Annotated in this window: 23 protein-coding genes; 12 read left to right on the forward strand and 11 right to left on the reverse strand. The window is 71.0% G+C overall.

Features of this window, described 5'->3' with window-relative positions:
- Window positions 1-16 precede the first annotated feature (16 nt).
- Complete coding sequence (locus AB8O64_RS19920) at window positions 17-322, reverse strand: acyl carrier protein (RefSeq protein WP_370420400.1); 306 nt, start codon at window positions 320-322, stop codon at window positions 17-19.
- Window positions 319-579 carry an acyl carrier protein gene (locus tag AB8O64_RS19925; protein ID WP_370420402.1) on the reverse strand — a complete coding sequence of 87 codons (261 nt, stop codon included), beginning with the start codon at window positions 577-579 and terminating at the stop codon, window positions 319-321. Before AB8O64_RS19925 ends, AB8O64_RS19920 begins: the two co-directional genes overlap by 4 nt.
- A gap of 43 nt (window positions 580-622) precedes the next feature.
- On the opposite strand from AB8O64_RS19925, the gene AB8O64_RS19930 reads away from it, so the two are divergent.
- The gene (locus AB8O64_RS19930) at window positions 623-1,312 is read left to right on the forward strand and encodes a 4'-phosphopantetheinyl transferase superfamily protein (RefSeq protein WP_370420404.1); all 690 of its coding nucleotides are present in this window, start codon (window positions 623-625) and stop codon (window positions 1,310-1,312) included.
- Between the two features lie 41 nt (window positions 1,313-1,353).
- Here the strand turns inward: AB8O64_RS19930 and AB8O64_RS19935 are convergent, their stop codons facing one another.
- A complete protein-coding gene (locus AB8O64_RS19935; RefSeq protein WP_370420406.1) occupies window positions 1,354-2,790 on the reverse strand; it encodes a class I adenylate-forming enzyme family protein in 1,437 nt (478 codons plus the stop codon).
- A gap of 806 nt (window positions 2,791-3,596) precedes the next feature.
- Between AB8O64_RS19935 and pabB the strand changes: the two genes are divergently transcribed.
- Genes pabB through AB8O64_RS19955 form a run of 4 tightly spaced genes read left to right on the forward strand, consistent with a single transcriptional unit; the run spans window position 3,597 to window position 8,500 of the window.
- Complete coding sequence (pabB, locus tag AB8O64_RS19940; protein ID WP_370420407.1) at window positions 3,597-5,711, forward strand: aminodeoxychorismate synthase component I; 2,115 nt, start codon at window positions 3,597-3,599, stop codon at window positions 5,709-5,711.
- Entirely contained in the window at window positions 5,708-6,574 is an 867-nt protein-coding gene (locus AB8O64_RS19945) for an aminotransferase class IV (protein ID WP_370420408.1), read from the forward strand. Before pabB ends, AB8O64_RS19945 begins: the two co-directional genes overlap by 4 nt.
- 1 nt (window position 6,575) lies before the next feature.
- Window positions 6,576-7,031, forward strand: a complete 456-nt coding sequence (locus AB8O64_RS19950; RefSeq protein WP_370420409.1) for a MaoC family dehydratase N-terminal domain-containing protein — start codon at window positions 6,576-6,578, stop codon at window positions 7,029-7,031.
- Between the two features lie 56 nt (window positions 7,032-7,087).
- Window positions 7,088-8,500 (forward strand): class II 3-deoxy-7-phosphoheptulonate synthase, encoded by a 1,413-nt coding sequence (locus tag AB8O64_RS19955; protein ID WP_370420411.1) that lies wholly within the window; start codon window positions 7,088-7,090, stop codon window positions 8,498-8,500.
- A gap of 64 nt (window positions 8,501-8,564) precedes the next feature.
- Here the strand turns inward: AB8O64_RS19955 and AB8O64_RS19960 are convergent, their stop codons facing one another.
- The 4 genes from AB8O64_RS19960 to AB8O64_RS19975 all read right to left on the reverse strand — a co-directional run bounded on the left by AB8O64_RS19960 (window position 8,565) and on the right by AB8O64_RS19975 (window position 11,091).
- Complete coding sequence (locus AB8O64_RS19960; protein WP_370420412.1) at window positions 8,565-9,038, reverse strand: Uma2 family endonuclease; 474 nt, start codon at window positions 9,036-9,038, stop codon at window positions 8,565-8,567.
- On the reverse strand, window positions 8,947-9,897 hold the full coding sequence (locus tag AB8O64_RS19965; protein WP_370420413.1) for a hypothetical protein: 951 nt from the start codon (window positions 9,895-9,897) through the stop codon (window positions 8,947-8,949). The genes AB8O64_RS19960 and AB8O64_RS19965 overlap by 92 nt, the downstream gene beginning before the upstream one ends.
- A gap of 241 nt (window positions 9,898-10,138) precedes the next feature.
- Complete coding sequence (locus tag AB8O64_RS19970; protein ID WP_370423907.1) at window positions 10,139-10,339, reverse strand: DUF397 domain-containing protein; 201 nt, start codon at window positions 10,337-10,339, stop codon at window positions 10,139-10,141.
- On the reverse strand, window positions 10,282-11,091 hold the full coding sequence (locus AB8O64_RS19975; protein WP_370420415.1) for a Scr1 family TA system antitoxin-like transcriptional regulator: 810 nt from the start codon (window positions 11,089-11,091) through the stop codon (window positions 10,282-10,284). The genes AB8O64_RS19970 and AB8O64_RS19975 overlap by 58 nt, the downstream gene beginning before the upstream one ends.
- Before the next feature lie 149 nt (window positions 11,092-11,240).
- On the opposite strand from AB8O64_RS19975, the gene AB8O64_RS19980 reads away from it, so the two are divergent.
- Window positions 11,241-11,684: an ATP-binding protein gene (locus tag AB8O64_RS19980; RefSeq protein WP_370420417.1), complete on the forward strand. Its 444-nt coding sequence runs from the start codon at window positions 11,241-11,243 to the stop codon at window positions 11,682-11,684.
- Window positions 11,685-11,779: 95 nt separating this feature from the next.
- On the forward strand, window positions 11,780-12,298 hold the full coding sequence (locus AB8O64_RS19985; RefSeq protein WP_370420418.1) for a GNAT family N-acetyltransferase: 519 nt from the start codon (window positions 11,780-11,782) through the stop codon (window positions 12,296-12,298).
- A 22-nt stretch (window positions 12,299-12,320) separates the two neighbouring features.
- Here AB8O64_RS19985 and AB8O64_RS19990 read toward each other — a convergent pair whose 3' ends face one another.
- Entirely contained in the window at window positions 12,321-13,205 is an 885-nt protein-coding gene (locus tag AB8O64_RS19990) for a cyclopropane-fatty-acyl-phospholipid synthase family protein (protein ID WP_370420419.1), read from the reverse strand.
- A gap of 134 nt (window positions 13,206-13,339) precedes the next feature.
- Here AB8O64_RS19990 and AB8O64_RS19995 point away from each other — a divergent pair, with 134 nt between their 5' ends.
- The 3 genes from AB8O64_RS19995 (at window position 13,340) to AB8O64_RS20005 (ending at window position 15,926) form a co-directional block, all read left to right on the forward strand.
- The gene (locus tag AB8O64_RS19995) at window positions 13,340-14,383 is read left to right on the forward strand and encodes a winged helix DNA-binding domain-containing protein (protein ID WP_370420420.1); all 1,044 of its coding nucleotides are present in this window, start codon (window positions 13,340-13,342) and stop codon (window positions 14,381-14,383) included.
- Window positions 14,384-14,641: 258 nt separating this feature from the next.
- Window positions 14,642-14,818 (forward strand): hypothetical protein, encoded by a 177-nt coding sequence (locus tag AB8O64_RS20000; protein WP_356451473.1) that lies wholly within the window; start codon window positions 14,642-14,644, stop codon window positions 14,816-14,818.
- A gap of 10 nt (window positions 14,819-14,828) precedes the next feature.
- The gene (locus tag AB8O64_RS20005) at window positions 14,829-15,926 is read left to right on the forward strand and encodes a type III polyketide synthase (protein WP_356451475.1); all 1,098 of its coding nucleotides are present in this window, start codon (window positions 14,829-14,831) and stop codon (window positions 15,924-15,926) included.
- A 57-nt stretch (window positions 15,927-15,983) separates the two neighbouring features.
- Here the strand turns inward: AB8O64_RS20005 and AB8O64_RS20010 are convergent, their stop codons facing one another.
- The 3 genes from AB8O64_RS20010 to AB8O64_RS20020 all read right to left on the reverse strand — a co-directional run bounded on the left by AB8O64_RS20010 (window position 15,984) and on the right by AB8O64_RS20020 (window position 19,512).
- Entirely contained in the window at window positions 15,984-16,439 is a 456-nt protein-coding gene (locus tag AB8O64_RS20010; protein ID WP_130878332.1) for a tellurite resistance TerB family protein, read from the reverse strand.
- Between the two features lie 155 nt (window positions 16,440-16,594).
- Window positions 16,595-17,629 carry a rod shape-determining protein gene (locus AB8O64_RS20015; protein ID WP_370420423.1) on the reverse strand — a complete coding sequence of 345 codons (1,035 nt, stop codon included), beginning with the start codon at window positions 17,627-17,629 and terminating at the stop codon, window positions 16,595-16,597.
- A 197-nt stretch (window positions 17,630-17,826) separates the two neighbouring features.
- A complete protein-coding gene (locus tag AB8O64_RS20020; RefSeq protein WP_370420425.1) occupies window positions 17,827-19,512 on the reverse strand; it encodes a bifunctional 3'-5' exonuclease/DNA polymerase in 1,686 nt (561 codons plus the stop codon).
- 90 nt (window positions 19,513-19,602) lie between these two features.
- Here AB8O64_RS20020 and AB8O64_RS20025 point away from each other — a divergent pair, with 90 nt between their 5' ends.
- Together AB8O64_RS20025 and AB8O64_RS20030 are read left to right on the forward strand one after the other, a co-directional pair.
- Window positions 19,603-19,947, forward strand: coding sequence for a UBP-type zinc finger domain-containing protein (locus AB8O64_RS20025; protein ID WP_370420426.1), 345 nt, complete (start codon window positions 19,603-19,605; stop codon window positions 19,945-19,947).
- A 56-nt stretch (window positions 19,948-20,003) separates the two neighbouring features.
- Window positions 20,004-20,504, forward strand: a complete 501-nt coding sequence (locus tag AB8O64_RS20030; protein ID WP_370420427.1) for a DUF1203 domain-containing protein — start codon at window positions 20,004-20,006, stop codon at window positions 20,502-20,504.
- The last annotated feature ends 66 nt before the right edge of the window (window positions 20,505-20,570 follow it).

The following is a 20,570-nucleotide window of genomic DNA, read 5'->3' on the forward strand; positions in this document are numbered from 1 at the left end:
GGTGACGACAACGGGTTTACGCGGGCTGTGCTTCCTTACGGTCACTCCCCTCACCCCCTGTCCCGGTTCCGTCGCCCGGACCGTTCTCCGGCGAGGGGAGAACCTCGCCGAGGACGGCCAGCGTCGCGTCCAGCGTCGTCATCCGGGCGAGCTGGAGGTCGTCGAGGTCCAGCTCCAGGCCGTACCGCTCCTCCAGCGAGTGGACGAGCCACGCCAGCTCCAGCGAGTCGACGCGCTCGGCGATGTCGTCGGCCTCCCGCTCCCCGTACTCGGCGAGGATCTCGACCAGCAGTTCCTTGGTCAGGGCGGGTGCGGTGGTCATCGGCTCTGACCCGCGCTCGCGCGGTCCACTATCTGGGAGACGAAGTCGCCGAGGGTCACCTTGGCCAAGCCCTCCAGCTCCTCGTCGGTGAACTGGACGTCGTACTTCTCCTCCAGCCGCATCGTGACCTCGGCGAGGGTGAGCGACTCCAGCTCCAGGCCCTCGTCGCCGAGCGGGGTCGCGTCGGTGACGCCGTCGACCTCGTAGTTCAGCTCGCGCAGCACGTCCAGGACGAATTCGCGGGTTTCGGTGCTCACTTGGTTGACTCCTGACTTATGGGTGTTGACGTGTGGGTGACGCATGAGTGAGGTCGTGTCGGGTGCCCCGGAGCCGGTCGGCCCGGGCCGTGCGGTCGTCGTCCGGCTGACGCACAGCCGGGAGCGGCGGCCGGTCAGCGCCCCGCTGGTGCGGGAGGCGGCGGCGGACGCCCTGCGGGTGCCGCCCGGGGAGATACGGATCGGGCGGGAGCCCGGGGGCCGTCCCCGGCTGGGCGGTGCGGCCGAGGGGCTGCACGTGAGCGTCAGCCATTGCCCCGGTGTGGTGGCGGTGGCGCTGAGCCGGCTGGGCCCGGTGGGAGTGGACGTGGAACGCCTGCGGCCGCTGCCGGCCGTGGCGCTGGGCCGCCGCTGGTTCTCGGCGGCCGAGGCCCGGTGGCTCGCGGAGCGGGCGGCCGAGGAGCAGCCCGCCGCCTTCCTGTGGCTGTGGACCCACAAGGAGGCCATCGGGAAGGTGCGCGGCCTCGGGCTATCGGACGGCGGTCTGCGCCGCGTCGTGCCGTACCCGGCGGGTTTGTCGTGGTCGGACGCCGGCCCGCGACGCCTCGACCGGACCTTGCTGGCGCCCGTGCCGGGCGATCCGGGGATGAGTACGGCCGCCCGCCGGGTACCCGGCGGGTACCTGCTGGCCGTCGCCGCCGCCGGACCCGCCGTGACAGGCGCGCCGGTCGTGCTGACGGGCCCCGACCCGACGCCGTGCCCCCGTGACACCTAAGGTCTTGCATCCCCCCGAACACGCCTTGCCCCCCGTGTGATTCATCGCGTGTACCCGTCCCGCTCCGCGGCTGCCCGCAGGGCGTCCTGGTCGTGCAGTGGCTTGCCCGTCGCCGTCCGGGGCAGCTTCGGCATGACGTACCAGCGGCGCGGCAGCTTGAAGTCGGCGAGCTGCCCGCCGAGCGCTTCCTCGATCCCGTCGAGCGTGGTCGCGGCTTCCGCCTCCAGCTCCACGTAGGCGTTGATCCCGTCCCGGTACAGGACGACCGCCTCCCGCACGCCCGGCAGGGCGGTGAGGGCGTCCTCGACCTCGCTCAGGTCGACCTTCAGCCCCCGGACGGAGACCTGGGAGTCGAGCCGGCCGCGCACGGTGATCAGGCCGGTGACGTCGTCCATCTCTCCGGCGTCGCGGGTGCGCAGCCAACCGTCGGCCCAGCGGCCCGACGGCTGGTCGCCGATGTGGTCGCTGAGGTAGGGGGATTCCGGTGTGGCGACGAGGAGTTCGCCCTCGTCGACCCGGACGCGCACCCCCGGGGCGGCCCAGCCGGTCGCCGGGCGCATCGCGCCGCTCATGTCGGTGGCGATGACGCCCGTCTCGGTCATGCCGTAGCAGTCGCCGAGCGGGGCGTCGAACCGGTCGGCGAAGGTGGCGGCGAGCTCCGGGCGGGTCCGGCCGCCGCCCGACAGTGCCTGGACGAGCTGGGGCATGCGCGGCGGCTCGGCCACCGACCCCAGCAGGGTGAACTGCGCGGGCACGCCCATGAGCATGGTCGGCCCGGAGTGCGCGAGGACGGTGTCCATGACCCCGGCGGGAGTGGTGCGGGCCGGGAGGGTGAAGCGGACGTTGTTGTGGAGGCTGTGCAGCAGGCCGCCGATGAGGCCGTAGGTGTGGGTGAGCGAGGTGAGCGCGATCAGTCGTCCGCCGGGGCCCGGCATGCCGTCGATCCGTGCGTAGCTGTCGAGCTCGGCGGTCAGGCTCGCGGCCGTGCGGCCGATGGCCTTCGACGGGCCGGTCGTCCCGGAGCTGAGCTGGAGAAGCATGTGCCCGGTCGCGGCGGGGCGGCCCGGGTAGGGCGTGAGGTCCACGTCCACCTGGTGGAAGCCGCGCAGCGCGCCGCCGGACTTCGTGGTGGAGATGAGGAGTTGGGGCGCCGCGGTGTCCAGCGCGCGATCGGTCTCGGGGACGGTGAGCCGGTGGTCCAGCAGCACCGCCTGGGCGCCGAGCCGCCATACGGCGAGGAGGTGGACCACGTACGCCAGCGAGGGCGGCAGCCGCACGGCGGCGGTGCCGCCGGCCCTCAATCCGGCCTGGCTGAGGGACACTTCGCAGTCACGCACGGCGCGGCGGAGGGTGCCGCGGTCGATCTCGCGGTCGAGGACGAGGCAGACGTCGTCCGCGGAGCCGCTCAGTAAGGTGTCGTCGACCCAATCGGCACCGGTCGTGGCGCCGAGTAACTGCGTTGCTGCCCCGTGATACATCGATGCTCCAGAGTGTCCAGCCCGCAGCGGCGGGCGCCCGTTTCCGGGCCGCACAGAAGGTTGCACGGAGGCTGGCGACTTACGCGAGTGAATTATCGAAGGTGCGCCTGCGTCTTGCGGGATCGAGCCGTCTTCCCCCGTCTCGATCCATGACGCCGTGTCCCCCGGCCATGGTTGCCCCCGTACCCGAAAGCAACCGTAGACGCGGCCTCGCGAGTGCGCAACAACTGTCCGTGGGCGCTCGATGTAACCCACCGTTACCTGTCCGTAATACGTACGGATTTGGCCGCTCCGACTGGAAACGTGCCATCGTTCCGGACGTTGCGGAATGGATCAAATGACGTGCGTCACATTAGGGCAAACATCCTGCGGATGTTGCTAGGTTGATTTCCCGTCACCGCCGGGCCCCGTCATGGGAGGTGGGCGGTCGAGGGGTCAACTCCGCTTGGACAGTGCCGTGGTACGGGGGTATGAGGGCCATGTTCACGAGTAGCGAGCAGCGAGAAGTGCGGGGCCGGCGGGTGGGGGAGACACGCCGGGCCGCGAAGATCACCAGGATCGTCGAAGCGGAATGTACGGCTTCTCTTTTCTCCTGGATGTGATCTTCCCGAGAGTCATTTGGTCGTGGTCCGTCACTTCACCGGATGGTCGTCTTCCGTGCGCCCGTCCCATTCGTCGCCACGGTCGCCGTCGTTAATTTCGTGTGAATTATTTTCTGCGCCGGGAATAGTCGGCCGAAGGTCGGCTCCGCCATTGATGTTTTGGCCTTGATTCGGCCCGCTGATTCATCCAGGGAGAGTCCTTGCATGCGTACGCTCATCGTGGACAATTACGATTCGTTCACCTACAACCTTGCCCACTACGTGGCGCAGGCCACGGGTTACGAGCCCGTCGTGGTCACCAACGACGATCCGCTCTGGCGGCCTGAGCACCTGGCGGAGTTCGACAGCGTCATCATCTCCCCGGGGCCGGGCACCCCCGAGCGGGAGGGGGACTTCGGGATCTGCCGCGACATCATCCGTGACTCCGAAGTCCCGCTGCTCGGCGTCTGCTTGGGGCACCAGGGCCTGGCCCATGTGCACGGCGGCACGGTGGAGCGGGCGCCCGAGCCCCGGCACGGCAGGTCCTCGCCGGTGCTCCACGACGGTACGGACCTGTTCGCCGGGCTGCCCTCGCCGTTCGAGGTGGTGCGCTACCACTCGCTGGCCGTCAGCGCCCTGCCCGACGAGCTGGAGGCGACGGCCTGGACGCCGGACGGCATCCTGATGGGGCTGCGGCACCGCACCCGCCCGCAGTGGGGGGTGCAGTTCCACCCCGAGTCCATATGCACCGAGCACGGCCATCAACTGCTCGCCAACTTCGCGCAGTTGTCCGAGCGCCACGGCCGCCCGGGGCGCCGCGGCGTCCAGCCGGCCGCACCCCTGGGGCACACCACCGCGACCGTCGCCCCGGCCCCGGAGGCCGCACCCGCGCCGCGTCTGCGGGTGCACACCGTCGCCCTGCCCACCCAGTGGGACCCCGAGGTGGCCTACGACCACCTCTTCCGGGCCGCCCCGCACGCCTACTGGCTCGACAGCAGCCGCCCCGACGACCGGCTCGGCCGGTTCTCCGTCATGGGCGATGCCACCGGCCCGCTGGCCGAGGTGGTGCTCGCCGACGTCGGGAACTGCACCGTGACCCGGCAGAAGTCCGACGGCACCACCGAGGTCCTGAACACCCCGTTCCTGGACTGGCTGGACGCCGATCTGCGCGCACGGCACGTCGACGTCCCCGAGCTGCCCTTCGAGTTCGCCCTCGGCTGGGTCGGTTACCTGGGCTACGAGCTGAAGGCCGAGTGCGGCGGCAGTGCCGCGCACTCCTCGCCCAACCCCGACGGCGCCCTGATCTTCGCCGACCGCGCGGTGGTCTTCGACCACGCCACCTCCACCACCCACCTCCTCGCCCTCGCCCCCGCCGACGACGACACCCAGGCCCGTACCTGGCTGGACGCCACCGCCGAGCGGCTGGGCCGCCTCAAGGGGCTGAGCGCCGACGCCACGGCGGCCGAGCCGGGCGCGTCGCTGGAGGTGAGCCTGCGGCACGACCGGCGCGCCTACCTCGATCTGATCGGCGCCTGCCACGAGGCGATCAACGCCGGCGAGACCTACGAGGTCTGCCTCACCAACATGATCGACGCCGAGGGCTCGATCGACCCCTGGGACAGCTACCGATTCCTGCGCCGCACGTCCCCGGCGCCCTTCGCCGCGCTGCTGAACTTCGGCGCGCTGTCCGTGCTGAGCACCTCGCCCGAGCGGTTCCTGCGCATCGACCGGCACAAGGTCGCCGAGTCCAAGCCCATCAAGGGCACCCGCCCGCGCGGCGTCACACCCGCCGAGGACCGGGCCCTGACCGAGGACCTGCGGGCCAGCGAGAAGGACCGCGCCGAGAACCTCATGATCGTCGACCTGGTCCGCAACGACCTCGGCCGGTGCGCGGAGGTCGGCTCGGTCTCGGTGCACAAGATGTTCGACATCGAGAGCTACGCGACCGTGCACCAGCTCGTCAGCACCGTCCGCGCCCGGCTCAAGGCCGACAGCTCGGCGGTGGACTGCGTACGCAACGCCTTCCCCGGCGGCTCGATGACCGGCGCCCCCAAGATCCGCACCATGCAGATCATCGACGAGCTGGAGGCGGGGCCGCGCGGCGTCTACTCCGGCGCGATCGGCTACTTCTCCCTCAACGGCGCCGCCGACCTCAGCATCGCCATCCGCACCACCGTCATCACCCCCGACCGGGTCCGCTACGGCGTCGGCGGCGCGATCACCGCGCTCTCCGACCCCGAGGAGGAGTACGAGGAGACCGCCGTCAAGGCCACCCCGATCCTGCGGCTGCTCGGGGCGACCTTCCCCGAGCGCGCACTCGAGACGCCCGGCCTGCGATGACCACGACAGCGACGCCGACCGTATTCGTGGCCGGGCCCTCGGGGCTGACGGAGGAGAGGACCCCCGTCGCCACCCGGCTGCTGGCCGCCGACTCCTGGCTCGTCCAGGACGGTGCGGCCCGTTCCGTCGAGGACCACCGGCGGCGGTTCGCGGCCGCCTGCGCCGAGGCCGGCGGCCCGTCCGCCGGGGAGGTGGACGCGTTCTGGGACGCGGCGCTGAGCAGGCTGCCCTCCACGGGGGAGTGGTTCCCCAGGGCGGAGCTGGTGGCGGACGGAGCCGGGGCACGGCTCCAGTTCCGCCTCCGCCCCGCCCCCGCCCGCACGACCACCGTGCAGGTGTGGATCTCCGGGCGGAGCGATCAGCGGACGCTGCCCCGCCGCAAGGGCCCCGACCTGGACCACCTCGGCGAGCTGCGGGCCGCCGCGATCGTGGCCGGGGCGAACGAGGCACTGCTGACCACCCCCTCCGGCCTGGTCCTGGAGGGCGCCACCGCCAACCTCCTGTGGTGGGACGGCGACGCGCTCTGCGCCGTCGACCCCACGCTGCGCGTCCTGCCCGGCGTCACCAGCGGCTGGGTGCTGAGTCTGGCCGCCGAGCGGGGCATCCCGGTGCGCCTGCGCCGCGCGGTGCCGGCCGACCTGGCCGGCCGCGAGGCGTGGTTCACCAACGCGCTGCACGGCATCCGCCCGGTCACCTCCTGGGTGGGGTCCGACATCAGGCCCGGCGCGCCCCGGCTGGCCGCCGCCTGGCAGGCCGAGTGGCTGGCCGCCGCGACCCCGCTGGCCGCGGCCACACCACTGGTCAAGGTCGCCCCGCTGTCCGGGGTCACCCCACAGACCCACCTCGACCACCGGAGGGCCTGACATGCCCCTGGACCCGGCCTTCGCCGGCCGCGCCTACCCGCCCACGGCCCCGTACGAGGTGAGCCGCGAGAAGATCCGCGAGTTCGCCGAGGCCGTGGGCGACACCCACCCCGCCTACACCGATCCCGCTGCCGCCCGTGCCCTCGGCCACGACGACGTGATCGCCCCGCCCACCTTCGCCTTCACCATTGCCCACCGGGCCTCCGACCAAGTCGTCAAGGACCCCGAGCTGGGCCTCGACTACAGCCGTGTGGTCCACAGCGACCAGCACTTCAGCTACACCCGCCCGGTGCGGGCGGGCGACCGGATCTCCGTCGTCACCACCGTCGAGTCGGCCAAATCACTGGGCGGCAGCGACATCCTCGGGGTGCGCGGCGATCTGATCGACGCGGACGGGGAGCTCGTCGTCACCGTCCGTATGACGATCGTGTCGCGCGGCACCGGCCGGAAACGCTGACGGCAGGTCGGGTCCACGGACATGGCAACTGCCCCACAGGAAACGGATACCGGAACATGACCGCGTTCACTTTCGTATCGAACCCTTTCGGCACCCCGTCCACCCCCACCCCCCAGGACGGCTGGAACCCCGGCTCCTGGCAGGAACACCCCGCCGCCCAGCAACCCGAATGGCCCGACACCGCCGCCCTCGACACCGTCATCGATCAGCTCGCCCTCCTCCCGCCGCTGGTCAGCGCGGCGGAGAGCGCCCGGTTACGCGCCGCCCTCGGCGCGGCCGCCCTGGGCGACGGCTTTCTCCTCCAGGCCGGTGACTGCGCGGAGTCCACCGGCTCCTTCCACGCCGACGCCGTGTACAACAAGGTCAAGGTCATCCTCCAGATGTCCACCGTCCTCGCCTTCGGCAGCGGCCTGCCCGTGGTCAAGGTGGGCCGCATCGCCGGCCAGATGGCCAAACCGCGCTCCAACCCGGTCGAGCCCGTCGACGGCCCGAACGGCCCCCTGCTCCTGCCCAGCTACCGCGGCGAGATGGTCAACGGCAGCGCACCCACGCCCGAGGCCCGCCGCCCCGACCCCGACCGCCTGCTGTACGCCTACTACCGGTCCGCTTCCAGCCTGAACCTGCTGCGCATGTTCACCGCGGACGGCTTCGCGACGCTGGACGAGGTGCACGCCTGGAACCGCGAGCACCTCGCGGCGTCCGCCGCCGACCCGCGCCACGCCGCCCTGCTCGACGACATGGACCACGTCCTGCGCTACCTCGCCTCGCGCCCCGGCGCGCAGTCCGCCGCGCCGGAGCAGCACGGCTTCGACTTCTTCACCTCGCACGAAGCCCTGATCCTTCCCTACGAGCAGGCCCTGACGCGCTGGGACCACAGCGGATCGGCCTGGCACGACGCCTCGGCCCACATGGTGTGGATCGGCGAGCGCACCCGCCAACTGGACGGCGCGCACGTCGAATTCGCCGCAGGCATCGACAACCCGGTCGGTGTGAAGGTCGGCCCGACCATGGAGCCCGAGGAACTCCTCGCCCTCTGCCGCCGCCTCGACCCGACCCGTGACCCCGGCCGCCTCACGCTCATCACCCGCATGGGCGCGGGCCGCATCCGCGAGGCCCTGCCGCCGCTGGTGCGCGCGGTCCGGGACGCGGGCTACCCGGTGCTGTGGATCTGCGACCCGATGCACGGCAACACGATCGCCGGTGCCGGCGGCCTGAAAACGCGACGTTTCGACGACATCGTCGACGAACTGCGCGGTTTCATCGAAGTCCACCGCACGGCGGGCACGCACCCGGGCGGCGTGCACCTGGAGCTCACCGGCGAGGACGTCACGGAGTGCCTGGGCGGCACCACGTCGGAGGTCCTGGAGGGCAACCTGCCGGACCGCTACGAGACGGCCTGCGACCCGCGCTTGAACCGGAGCCAGGCGTTGGAACTCTCGTTCATCGCGGCGGAGTTGTTGCGGGGTTAAGTGGACGAGGGGGCCGAGCCCGGGGTGCGCGGCTGATCCGTGCTCGGGCACCGAGGCCGCCCGGTCAGCGGGCGTAGTTCTTGAACCTGTCGGAATCCAGGTTGATCCCGACAGGTTCGGGAACCTTCGCGGCTTCGCCGTACGGATAGGTCCGCCGGTTCCGGTACTTGCCCGCTTCCGGCTGGCTGTAGACGACGACTTCGCAGGCGTCACGGTCGACGAGGAGGTAGATCGGGATGTCCGCTGCGGCGTATCCGTCCCGCTTCTCCCTGCGGTCCCGGCGTTCGGTGTCCGGGTCGTGCGATGTGACCTCGACGGTCATCAGTACACCTTCGGGACTGGCCCATTTCCCTTGGCCCACGAAGTGGTCCTCGGGCGCGAGACAGCCGTCCGGGATGGCTCGGCCAATGGTGCCCCGACATCGGGCGGCGCGTCCTGCACGGTGATCATGTCGTTCTCCTTTCGCGCGTGCGGAGGGTCGCGCGCAGCCGCTCGACCCGGGCGTGGATCTCGGCCTCGTCAGGGCCGAGCAGGTCATCGGTCAGGTCACCACGGCAGGGGCGGCAGAGGCCGCCCGGCAGGGCCTCCGGGCGGCCCGGGGTGCGGCAGCCGGTGCATTCCATGAGGCGGCGGGGCGGGGTCGGGGCTGCGGCCTGTGGGGTGCGGACCGGTTCGGGCGGGAGCTTGTCGATCAGCCGTTTGCGGGTCAGCGCGCCCGGTGAGTGGACGACGTCCGGCAGACCGGCTGTGAGGATCCGCGCGAAGTCCGACGGCGTCACCCCGCGCGCCAGCCACTCGGCGGCGAGTTCCTCCAAGGCGGCACATTCGGCAGCCGAGAGCGACAGGCGGGCGTCGGCGTGGCTGAGGGCGGCGAGGGCCTCGTAAGCGTCCGAGCGAGCCGCTCGCGCGGTCCGCGCCGGGCGCGGCGGCGGTCCCTCGTCCGGGTGAACCTCGGCCGCCGGGCGCGGTGCCGCCGCTACGGGCGAATCGACGACGTGATCCGGTACGTCGTCCGGTACGTCGCCCGCCAGGAAGCACGCCCACCAGGCGTCACCGCGCGCGGTGCGCGAGAAGTACGTACGGAACACCCACTGCGTACGCCCCTCGCCGACCTGCTCCCGCACCCGCCGCAGGTGTCCCGCGTGCGAGAGGGCGTTGAGACCGGACCGTACGGCCTGCTGGCCGTAGGCGGGCAGAGTAGCCGCGAGGGTCTTCGTGTCGATGGCGGCGCCGTCCGGCAACCGGTCGATGTACGAGGCGATGCACGCTTCGCGTTCGGGCAGATGTGCGAAGTCGTCGCGTCGACGGGGTGCTTGGTCCGGTGCGGAACGTTTGCCGTAACCGGGTGACGCCATGGCGGGCGGGCGCGGATCGCCGATAAGGTTGGCAGTAGCCATTGAGACCCCTACGAGATCTTGGTGGTCAAACCCCCGTTCGGTGTCGCTAGCACCGGCGGGGGTTGCCTTGTTGTGGGGGACGCTACACGGCGACAGCGCGCCGTGGCGACTCGGTCACGAATTGTCATCCGTGCGTGTGGGGACGGCAGTTGGGAGGGTGGGTGGGTTATCACCCACCACCCATTCCATACATAGGGAGCTCGGGACCCGACCCCCGAATCCCGACGCTCAAGCGTCGGGATCAGTGACCCGAGGCGTAAACGACGAACGCCGCCCAGGGGGCGGCGTTGACGCAGAGTTGGGGCCCGTCCATGTGCTTGGAGTCGCGGACGTGGAGGGCATGGGCGCTGGTGTAGCGGGACTCAAGCCGTGCCGGCTCGGCGCTCAGATCTCTTCCGCGACCTTTGCGATGAAGCGCACCGACTCCTCGGTGCGAAGCGATCTCGCGGCGATCAAGGCGTAAGTCTTGGAGGCGGTGCTGACTCTCTGCGGGTCTGCGTACAGGGTTTTCGTTCGCTGGGCCTCCTCATAGGCGAGACGCTCGTGCTCTGGTGTCTCCAGTAGGACGAGCGAGCCGTTCAGCCCAGGATGGGCGCCCTCGGTCGGCATGACCAGGATGGTCACATTGCGCCGCTCGCTCACCTCAAGAAGATGACGCAGCTGACGTTTGTGTGACGCGCGGTCGTCGAGCGTGTTCCGCACGGCGGATTCGCCGATGATGAAGTCGAACGTTTTGGTCGGTGTGGCCAGCTTCAACTGGCGCTCCTGACGTTGCGCTACCCGCTGTTCGACGGTCTCGTCGTCCACAGGTGGCCAGTGGCAGTTGAATAGTGCCCGCATCGTCTGCTCGGTCTGAAGCAGGCCCGGTATGAGCAGAGGGTGGTACCCGCTGTAGGCGATCGCCTCGGCCTCGTACTGCATGTAGTCCTGGGTGTGGGAGAGGACTCTCTCCGGCTGCAAGTAGTCGCGCGCCGCGAGCAGCAACCCCCGCGCCCCGCACATCTCATCCGCGACCTCGAGCAGCCTCACCGTCGGCCGTCGCCGACCCTGCTCCATCGACTTCACGCTCTCGTACTCGTACCCCGCTTCCTTACCGAGCTCCTCGCGGCTGATCCCAGCCTGCGTCCGCCAGAGCTTGATCTGATTTCCGCAGTATCGCCACGCCGTCGGTGGCTGAGAGGTCTCGCCAGTCATTGGCACCCCGCCCTTCCAGGTAGGCGATCAGGTACACAACCGTCCGTACCTAAGTCGCTACTGCACGACGTTAATGCGAGGCCAGGAGGGTTGAGCCAATACCGCAGAACTCTCCCGCTCCCGAGTGAGACAGCAAGGAACCCTCACCCATGGCCGTGCCACCGACCGCCCGTACCGTCACACCGAAGGACACCGAATGGCTGCTGCCGCGCACGCCGCGCAGCGTCGGGCATTCCCGGGTGCTCCTGCGGGAGCAGTCCCGTTTGTGGGGAATCCCGGACGAGACGACATGGACGGCTGTGTTGCTGCTCAGCGAGCTGATGACGAATGCCTGCGTCCACGCGCGCGTGCCTCCTGGCAGAGTGATCGGTACGCGCTGTGTGCTGCTCGCAGACAGGCTGCGCGTCGAGGTGTCCGATGCGAGCCGCGACCTGCCCCGTCTGAAGCTCGCTGCGCGGGACGACGAGGACGGCCGTGGTCTGGTGCTGGTGGCATCGCTGGCGGATGCCTGGGACGTGCATCCCCGGGCTTACGGCATCGGAAAAACCGTGTGGTTCGAACTGGGGGTCTTGCTAGGCTCCGACCACACGTGAAGTGCGTGATCACTGCTGCGGCAAGGGAGGTTGATGAATATGGCTGGCGCCGACGCCCTTCATCAGCATGCCCTTGAACCCAACAGGAGTGTCGCGTGTCTTTCTCTTTCTCACTGACCGGTACTGACCTGACCACCGAGCGCCTCGTACTGCGGCAGTGGTCCACCGATGAGTTGTCCGCCGTCCTCGACGACCGTCGGCTTCTTCACTGGGCGGAGGATTTCCCCGCCGAGGGCGACCGTGGCATCGCCGGCTTCATGTCCGAGCACCCGGAATGCCTGCCGGAGACGTACGGCCAGCGGCAGATCGTCGAGCGCGAGACCGGCCTGGTGGTCGGTGCCATAGGGCTGTTCTGGCCGCCCACCGATCGGGCCATCGAGGTCGGGTACGGGATCGTGCCGTCCCGGCGGGGGCGCGGTTACGCCGCCGAGGCCACCCGGGCGCTGGCGGGGTTCGTTCTGGCCGCGCCCGGCGTGGACACCGTGTACGCCAACGTGGAGCTGGCGAACCCGGCCTCGGTCCGGGTACTGGAGAAGGCCGGGCTGCGGCGCGTCGGCAGTGACGCGGAAACAGCCCGGTACGTCGTCACGGCGGCTGATCCAGTAGCTCTCTAAGTCCAGTTGCCGGGCGGCGGCCTCACGCCTCCGGGCGGTGTGCGTGGAAGATGCCCCAGCGGAGGTGGTTGTTCCGGCAGGCGTCGACCCAGAGGGGCAGGTTCTCCAGGAGGCTCTTCACGTACGCGGGGCTGATCACGTCCTGGAGCTCCGCCGCCCGGCGGCTGGTCTCTTCGGTCAGACGGAGATAGTGGGTGAGCAACTGCTCACTCCGGTCGTCGAACTCGACCTCCCGCAAACCGAGTTTGAGAAGCTGCTCGCGGTAGAAGGACGGAGTCGCGAGGGCGGCCACCTCCAGGCGGGCCACGACAGGGCGCAGTGCCTCCGCAGGGGTGTCATCCGTCGCCATGATGTCCGTGAACACCAGGTCGCCACCCGGCTTGAGGACGCGGGTGGCCTCCCGGAGGAGCGTTTCGCGGTCGCCGCTGTGGCAGAAGGCTTCCTGGGACCACACGACGTCGAAGTGGGCATCGGGGAACGGGATGTCCTGGAAGGAGCCGGTGACGACCTGGATGAGGTTGTCGAGGCCGTGCTCGGCGTTGGTCCGCCGGTGGCGCTCGTTCTGGCTCTCGCTGATGTTGAGGGCCACGACCTGGCCCCTGAAGCGTTCCGCCAGGTAGCGGGTGGGGCCGCCGTACCCGGAGCCCAGGTCCAGCACCGTCCTGCCCGGGCCCAGGCGGTCGGCGACCTTGTCGGCCGCCTTCTCGACCGTGCGCCGGGAGGCCTTCGCCACCGGTTCGTGCTCATGGGCGTAGATGCCGGTGTGGATGTCCTCGCCGCCCCAGACCGCGTCGTAGAAGGCGTCGACGTCACCGGTGTCGTAATAGCGGCGGGCCGCTTCAGCGGCGTTCGCGGCGTTCGCGGCGGCCGTCGTGTTCCGGCCGCTCTGCGTGCTCTCGTTGCTCATGGCTGTCGTCCTCGCTCGGTCGGTCGTCCGGGTGCGAATCCATACAGGTACAGGGCGTGACAGTAACGGAGGTTATCCCTCCGTAGTGCCGGGTGCGTAGGGGTTGGGCGCGATCCGGTCTAGTCTGCCGAGTCGTGGCAGAACAGCGACACATCCGCGCGCAGCGAGCCCGAGCCCAGGCCATCGGGGGTGGTGTCCGCTGCGGCGGTGTGGTCGAAGTGCTGGAGCGGGTCGTCGGTGTGCAGGCCCAGGACCCGGCGTCGGACGCGCTCGGGGTGCGGGCCCGGTCCACCGGGCTGACCGCCGGGGACGTGCGGTGGGCGGTGGAGGACCGGGCGGCGGTGCGCGGCTGGTTCATGCGCGGCACGCTGCACCTCGTCGCCGCCTCCGACGTGCGTTGGCTGCTGGATCTCCTCGGTCCGGTGTTCCTCCGGTCGGGGGAACGGCGACTGCGTGAACTCGGCCTCGATCCCAAGCTGTGCGCCCGCGCCGAGCGTCTCATCGGTCTCGCGATCGCCGCCGACGGCCCGCTCACCCGGGCCGAACTCACCGAGCGGCTCGCGACGATCGGCGTCCCCACGCAAGGGCAGGCGGCCTTCCACCTCATCCGCCGCTCCGCCCTCGCCGGGCAGATCTGTTACGGCCCGGAGGGTGACGGCCCGGCCGCCAAGGCCCGCTTCGCGCTGCTCGACGCGTGGCTGCCCGCCGACGGGCGGCAGCCCTGGGAGGGCGAGGCCGCCGTCGTCGAACTGGCCCGCCGCTACCGCGCGGGGCACGGGCCGTCCGAGGCCCAGGACTTCGCCACCTGGTCCGGCCTGCCGCTGTCGGCGGCCAAGCGCGCCTGGGCGGCGGCCACGTCCGACCGGCCCGACGCGGAAGGCGAGGACGCTGCCGAGGAAGGCGACGTGCGGCTGCTGCCCGCCTACGACAACTACCTGACCGCGTACCGCAGCAGGGAGCTGTCCGTGCCGGCCGCGCACGAGGGGCAGGTGTGGCCCGGCGGTGGGCAGATCCGTGCGTCCATCGTCGTCGACGGCTGGGCCGTCGGCACCTGGAGCTGTGGTGTGAAGGGGTCGGCCGGGGTGATGGTCAGCCCGTTCGGCGCACTGTCCGCCGGGGTCGAGGACGGGGTCGCGGCGGAGGCCGCGGACATCGACCGGTTCCTCGCGCGGGCGTAGGCGGGCGCAAGCGGGGGCGCGCGGATTCCGCCGGGAGCGGTCGGGAGCGGCTGAGACGCCGCAATCGCGCGGCCCCGCCGCCCCGCATCGCACAGCACTTCGTACGACGATCTGGCGCTCCCTGCTCGAACCTTTCCGAAAAATCCACTATCCGGGTGAACTGCGGCTTCTCATGTGTGGCGCGGCGTTCATTGCGGGATGGTCAGAAATAGGCTGGCGCGCCATCGGCGGGGCCCTGGGCGTGAGGGGAGTACTGCGATGACCATTACGGACGTCGTGCGCACCCCTTTCTCCCCGCCCCGTCAGGTCGCCGGTGACACACCGCTCACCCGTTCCCCTGAACCGCGGCTGGTCGTGCCGGTGGGGGAGGTGCAGTGGATTCCCGTATCGATCCGGCGTCGTCCGCTCACGCTCACCCCGCCGGTCGCCTGGTAGGAGGATCTCCGTGGCAACCCTCTGCAGACCGGCCATCGCCGTTCCGGAGCATGTGATCACCAGGGACGAGACCCTGGAGCTGGCCCGTACGCTGCACGCGGGGCACCCCCAGCTCGATCTCGCCCTCAGACTCATCGGCAATACCGGCGTGCAAACCCGCCATCTCGTGCAGCCGATCGAGGAAACCCTGAAACATCCGGGGTTCACCGCGCGCAACGCCCTCTACGAGGAGGAGGCGAAGGCGCGCGTCCCCGAGGTCGTCCGACGGGCTTTGGCCAACGCCGAGCTCGACGTCCGCGACATCGACATGATCGCGTACGTCTCGTGCACCGGCTTCATGATGCCGTCGATGACCGCCTGGCTCATCAACAACATGGACTTCCGCAGCGACACCCGCCAGCTGCCCATCGCCCAGCTGGGCTGTGCCGCCGGCGGGGCGGCCATCAACCGCGCCCATGACTTCTGCATCGCCTATCCCGAGGCGAACGTGCTGATCGTCTGCTGTGAGTTCTGCTCGCTCTGCTATCAGCCGACGGACCTCGCGGTCGGGACGCTGCTGTCGAACGGGCTCTTCGGGGACGGTATCGCCGCCGCCGTGGTGCGCGGCCGTGGCGGCACGGGAGTGAGCCTGGAGTGCAACGGCTCGCACCTCGTGCCCGACACCGAGGAGTGGATCTCCTACGGGGTCCGGGACACCGGCTTCCACTTCCTGCTGGACAAGCGCGTGCCCGGCACGATGTCCATGCTCGCCCCCGCGATGCGGGACATGGCGGCGCCCTACGACTGGGACGTCTCCGGGCTGGACTTCTACATCGTGCACGCGGGCGGGCCGCGGATCCTGGACGACCTGTGCAAGATCCTGGACCTGGAGCCGACGATGTTCCGCTACAGCCGGGCCACGCTGACCGAGCGCGGCAATATCGCCAGCGCGGTCATCTTCGACGCCCTCGACCGGCTCTTCGAGGACGGCGGCGCCGACCACGACGCCCGGGGCATCATCGCGGGCTTCGGCCCCGGCATCACCGCCGAGATCGCCCTGGGGACCTGGTCCGACCGGGGCAAGGAGCGGGAGCCGGCGGTGCGCGAGGCAGTGACGATGCCGGTGTAGTCACGACGGCCGCCAGGGGACCGGGCCCGGCCCGGTCCCCTGGCGCGCACGCGTATCTCAGAGATCGAATTCCGCCGGGTTGATGCCCAGCGCGAAGCAGACCTCGCGGACAACGGCCTGCTCGGTCTTGTCGAAGTCGCCGTCGGCACCGCCGATGACAATGCCGATCTGGACGACGGCACGCGCCTCCACCGGCTTCTTCTGCACCTTGCCGATGGTCTGCATGACGCTGACCTTGCCGAAGTCGAAATCGACCGTCAGCTTCTGGCAGTAGTCGTTGAAACGTGCCTGCAAATCGTCGGCCGGGAAGTTCTTCAGCACATCGTTGGTGGCGATGAGTGCTGCGACCCGCTGCCGCTCGGACGCGTCGATCGAACCGTCAGCGGCCGCCACCAGTGCGCACATCGCCATGCTCGCGTCACGGAACGCCCCGCTCTTGAGGTCGTTCTTCTTCGCCATCAGCTGGCCCTGCATCGTGGTGGCCGAGTCCTTGAGCCGGTCCCAGAGCGCCATGTGCCATCTCCTCGTGAACAAATAGGGGTGCACAGGAGAGAACTGTTCCGGGCGGTAAAGAAGTTCCCAATGTGGCGCTTTGGATTTATGGCACCGTCGATTTACGGCCAACCCGCCTTCGGGGAAGGGAAGGGGGCGGGAGGAGGCAGAAGGGATCAGGACAGGTCGACTTCCAGCGGGTCCAGGTGCAGCGGCTCGACCTTGCCCTCCAGCATCGCGCCCAATCCGACCACCGCGCACACGTCAGGGTCCTTGGCGATCTCCACGGGCATCCCGGTACCGGTCCTGATCATGGAGTCCAGGCCGGGCAGCACCGCGCTGCCGCCCGCGAGCGTCAGGCCCCGCACCCCGAGGTCCGCCACCAGGTCCGGCGGGCACTCGCGCAGCACCCGGCCGATGGCGTCGAGCACGGCGGTGAGCGGGGTGTTGATCGCCTCGCGGACATGGGCCGTGTTCACCCGGACCGTCCGGGACAGCCCCGTCGCCACGTCCCGGCCGCGCACCTCCGTGCTCTCCGGCGACGGGATCGCGCGCAGCGCCAGGTGCAACGGGTGCAGGCCCTGGGTCGGCAGCATCAGCTCGTGCTGGTTGCGTACGTGCTGGACCACCGCGTAGTCGATGGCGTCCCCGCCCACGAGCACCTTCTCGGCGGCCACGATCGACCCCAGCGACAACACCGCCACCTGCGTCGACGCCGCCCCGCACACCACGATCATCGACGCCTCGGGCTGCTCGACCGGCAGCCCGCAGCCGACGGCGGCGGCGATGAGGGTGTCGACCAGCTCGACCCGGCGCGCGCCGAGCCCCGTCAGCGTCTCGACGGCCGCGCGCTGCGCGAGTGGGTCGGAGTCGTGCGGAATGCAGACGGCGGCGCGCAGCACGGGGCTGCGCCGCCAGGCCTTGCGCAGCTTCTGGCTCACGAGGTGGCGCAGCATCCGCTGGGCCATGTCGATGTCGACGACCGTGCCGCCCGAGATGGGCCGCACGACGCGGATGTGCTTGGGGGTGCGGCCCGCCATGCCGTCGGCGAGGGAGCCGACCGCGATCAGCGAGCCCGTGTGGGTGTTGAGCGCGACGATGCTCGGCTCGTCCACGACCAGGCCGGTGTCCTTGAGGTAGACGCGCGTTCTGGCCGCACCGAGATCCACGGCGACATTGCAGCGGCGCAGCTGCTCAAGGCCGAGCGTCATGGCAGGTCCTCCCCAAGGGGCCGACGGGTTGCGTGCCGCCGCGCACGGCGGGCTCTGCCGTCATCGTGCGCGGCGTCGTGCCGAAGCGCCCGTTGGGATGCGCCGCACGGGTCGACGTCCTGTCAGGGTCTGGGGAGTGGCGTGGTCCGATCGGGCGAGGGAGCCGAGCGGCGGACGGGGCTCGCGGGGCGGGGCTGCTATCCCTTCGCGTCCGCGTAGCACTCCACGACCGCCGTGGTGAAGGGGAAGCGGACCGGGGTGCCGTCGAAGACGACGTCCCCGGCGCGGTCCGAGGCGGTGCGGATGGCCGCGGTGACGGCCTCCGCCTCCTCCTCGGGGCAGTGCACGATGACCTCGTCGTGCTGGAAGAACACCAGTTCGGCCCGGAGGTTCCTGAGCTCCTGGCGGAGCGCGGCGAGCAGGACGAGGGCCCAGTCGGCGGCGCTGCCCTGGACGACGAAGTTCCGGGTGAAGCGGCCCCGGGCGCGGCCGGCCGGGGTGCTGCCGTAGCCGCCGCCCTCCCCCGGATCGGCGGTCTCCTGGGGAAGGCCCGCCTCCTCGGGCGCGGCCGACGAGGCCGGCGGGCAGGTGCGGCCGAGCCAGGTCCGTACGAGTCGGCCCGCCTCGCCCGCCCTCGCCGCGTCGTCGACGTACGCGACGGCGGCGGGGAAGCGGCGGCGCAGATCGGCGAGGTGCTTGAGGCCGTCGCCCGAGGTCTGGCCGTAGACCGCGCCGAGCAGCGCGAGCTTGGCCCGCTCGCGGTCGCCGGAGAACGCCCGGTCGGACAGGGCGGCGTACAGATCCCGCTCGTCGGCCGCCACTTCCATCAGCCCCGGGTCGCGGGAGACGGCGGCCAGGATCCGCGGTTCCATCTGATCGGCGTCGGCGACGACGAGCCGCCAGCCGGGGTCGGCGACGACCGCGCGCCGGATGACCTTCGGGATCTGGAGCGCGCCCCCGCCGTTCGTCGTCCAGCGGCCGGAGACCGCGCCGCTCGGGATGTACTCCGCGCGGAACCGCCCCTCGCGCACCCACGTCTGGAGCCAGGTCCAGCCGTGGGCGGTGTGCAGGCGGTAGAGCTTCTTGTACCGCAGCAGCGGCTCGACGGCCGGGTGGTCGATGCCCTTGAGCTCCCAGGCGCGGGTGGACGACAGGGTGATCCCCTCGCGGGCGAAGGCCTTGACGATGTCGGCCGGCAGATCGGGCCTGACCCGCACGCCGCCCCCGAAGGCCCGCGAGATCTCCTCCGCCAGCTCCGTCAGCCGCCGGGGCTCCAGACCGCCGGGCAGGCGCTCGCCGAGCAGCTCCGTCAGCAGCGCGCGGTGCACATCGGCCCGCCAGGGCACGCCTGTGCGGTTCATCTCGGCGGCGACCAGCGTCCCCGCCGACTCGGCGGCGATCAGCAGCCGCATCCTGCCGGGGTGCTCGGTGGCGGCCGTGCGGGCCTGCTGTCCGGCGTAGACCTCCAGGAGCGCGTCCAGGTGCTCGATGCCCGCGGGCAGCGGGACCGGGCCCGGCTCGAAGAGGGACGGCTGGCCACCGGCCGCGCGGGCGGGCGGATCGGCGGGCACGGGCAGGCCGCGCAGCCGCGCCCAGGCCGCCGCCAGTGAGCGGGGCTGGCCCGACTGGCCTTCGGCGTGGCCGGTCAGCAGCGCCTCGGCGGCCTCCACGTCGTAGCACCGCGGGACGTGGACGCCCGCGGCGAGCAGCTGCGGATACGCCTCGGCCGTGGACCGCCACACCCACCGCTGCACATCCGGCCGGGCGCGCACGGCGGCGGCCAGATCGGGGGCGGATTCCACCGGTCCGGCCGGTGTGCCCGCAGGGTCGAGCGGGCAGAGACGAACACCCCCGTCGCCCGCCTCTGCCACCGCCCATCTCACGTCCGTGAGTCTGCCAGGGGGGTCTGACAACGGCCCTTGACCTCGTGCTCCGCCGTGCGACGACCCGCCGTCCGGCCTACGCTCGAAACCATGAGCGAGCCGAGTGAGTCGAAGGACTGGCAGGTCGCCGCGGACGTCGAGGGGAAACCCACCCAGCGGGACTGCGCCCACCTGGGCGAGGTCCGCGAGGTGACGCCGAGCAGCACGGAAGGCTGCGAGGACTGTCTGCGCACCGGAGGGAGCTGGCTGCACCTGCGCGAGTGTCTCGCCTGCGGTCATGTGGGCTGCTGCGACAGTTCCCCCAACCGGCACGCGAGCGCGCACGCGCGTGGGGAGAGCGGCCACGATGTCGCCCGTTCCTTCGAACCGGGCGAGGACTGGGCGTGGTGCTACGCCGACCAGCTGTTGCTGCTGCCGACGGGCGGCGGTCGCTGACCTCGACGTCCGATGACCGCCAGCGAGCGGCCGCGGGGCTTGCGGATGCTGAGCTCATGGACACGACCTATGAGGCCCGGGCCATCGCCCCGGCCGTCTTGCGACAGCTCCGCGCACGGGACGATGCCGGTGAGACCAGGCAGCCCCTGACCGACCCGGAAGGCGGCGCCCCCTTGCGCTGCTGCCTGCGGCACAGCGAGCCGGGCGAGCGGATCCTGCTGGTCTCCTACGCGCCCCTGCGCCGCTGGGCGGCCGAAACGGGCGCCCAGCCCGGCCCGTACGACGAGCGCGGGCCCGTCTTCATCCACGCCGAGGAGTGCGCCGGCCAGACCTCGGGCCCCGGCTACCCGGTTGGGATGCACGGCGCGCGCCGGGTGCTGCGCGCGTACGGCCGGGACGGCCGGATCCTCGGCGGAACCCTGGTCGAGATCCCCCGGGAGCGGGCGGCGGAGGTGGACGGCATCCTCCGCGACGTCCTCGCGGACCCCGAGGTGGCGCTGGTGCACGTCCGCGCGGTGGAGTTCGGGTGCTTCATGGTCGAGATCCGCAGGTCCTGATCCGCGGCTCCTGATCCGCGGGGGACGCGATCCTCAGGGCGTGACCCCCAAGTCGTGATCCTCAGG

It is taken from the genome of Streptomyces sp. QH1-20 (assembly GCF_041283565.1).
GTDB classification, from domain to species: Bacteria; Actinomycetota; Actinomycetes; order Streptomycetales; family Streptomycetaceae; genus Streptomyces; species Streptomyces syringius.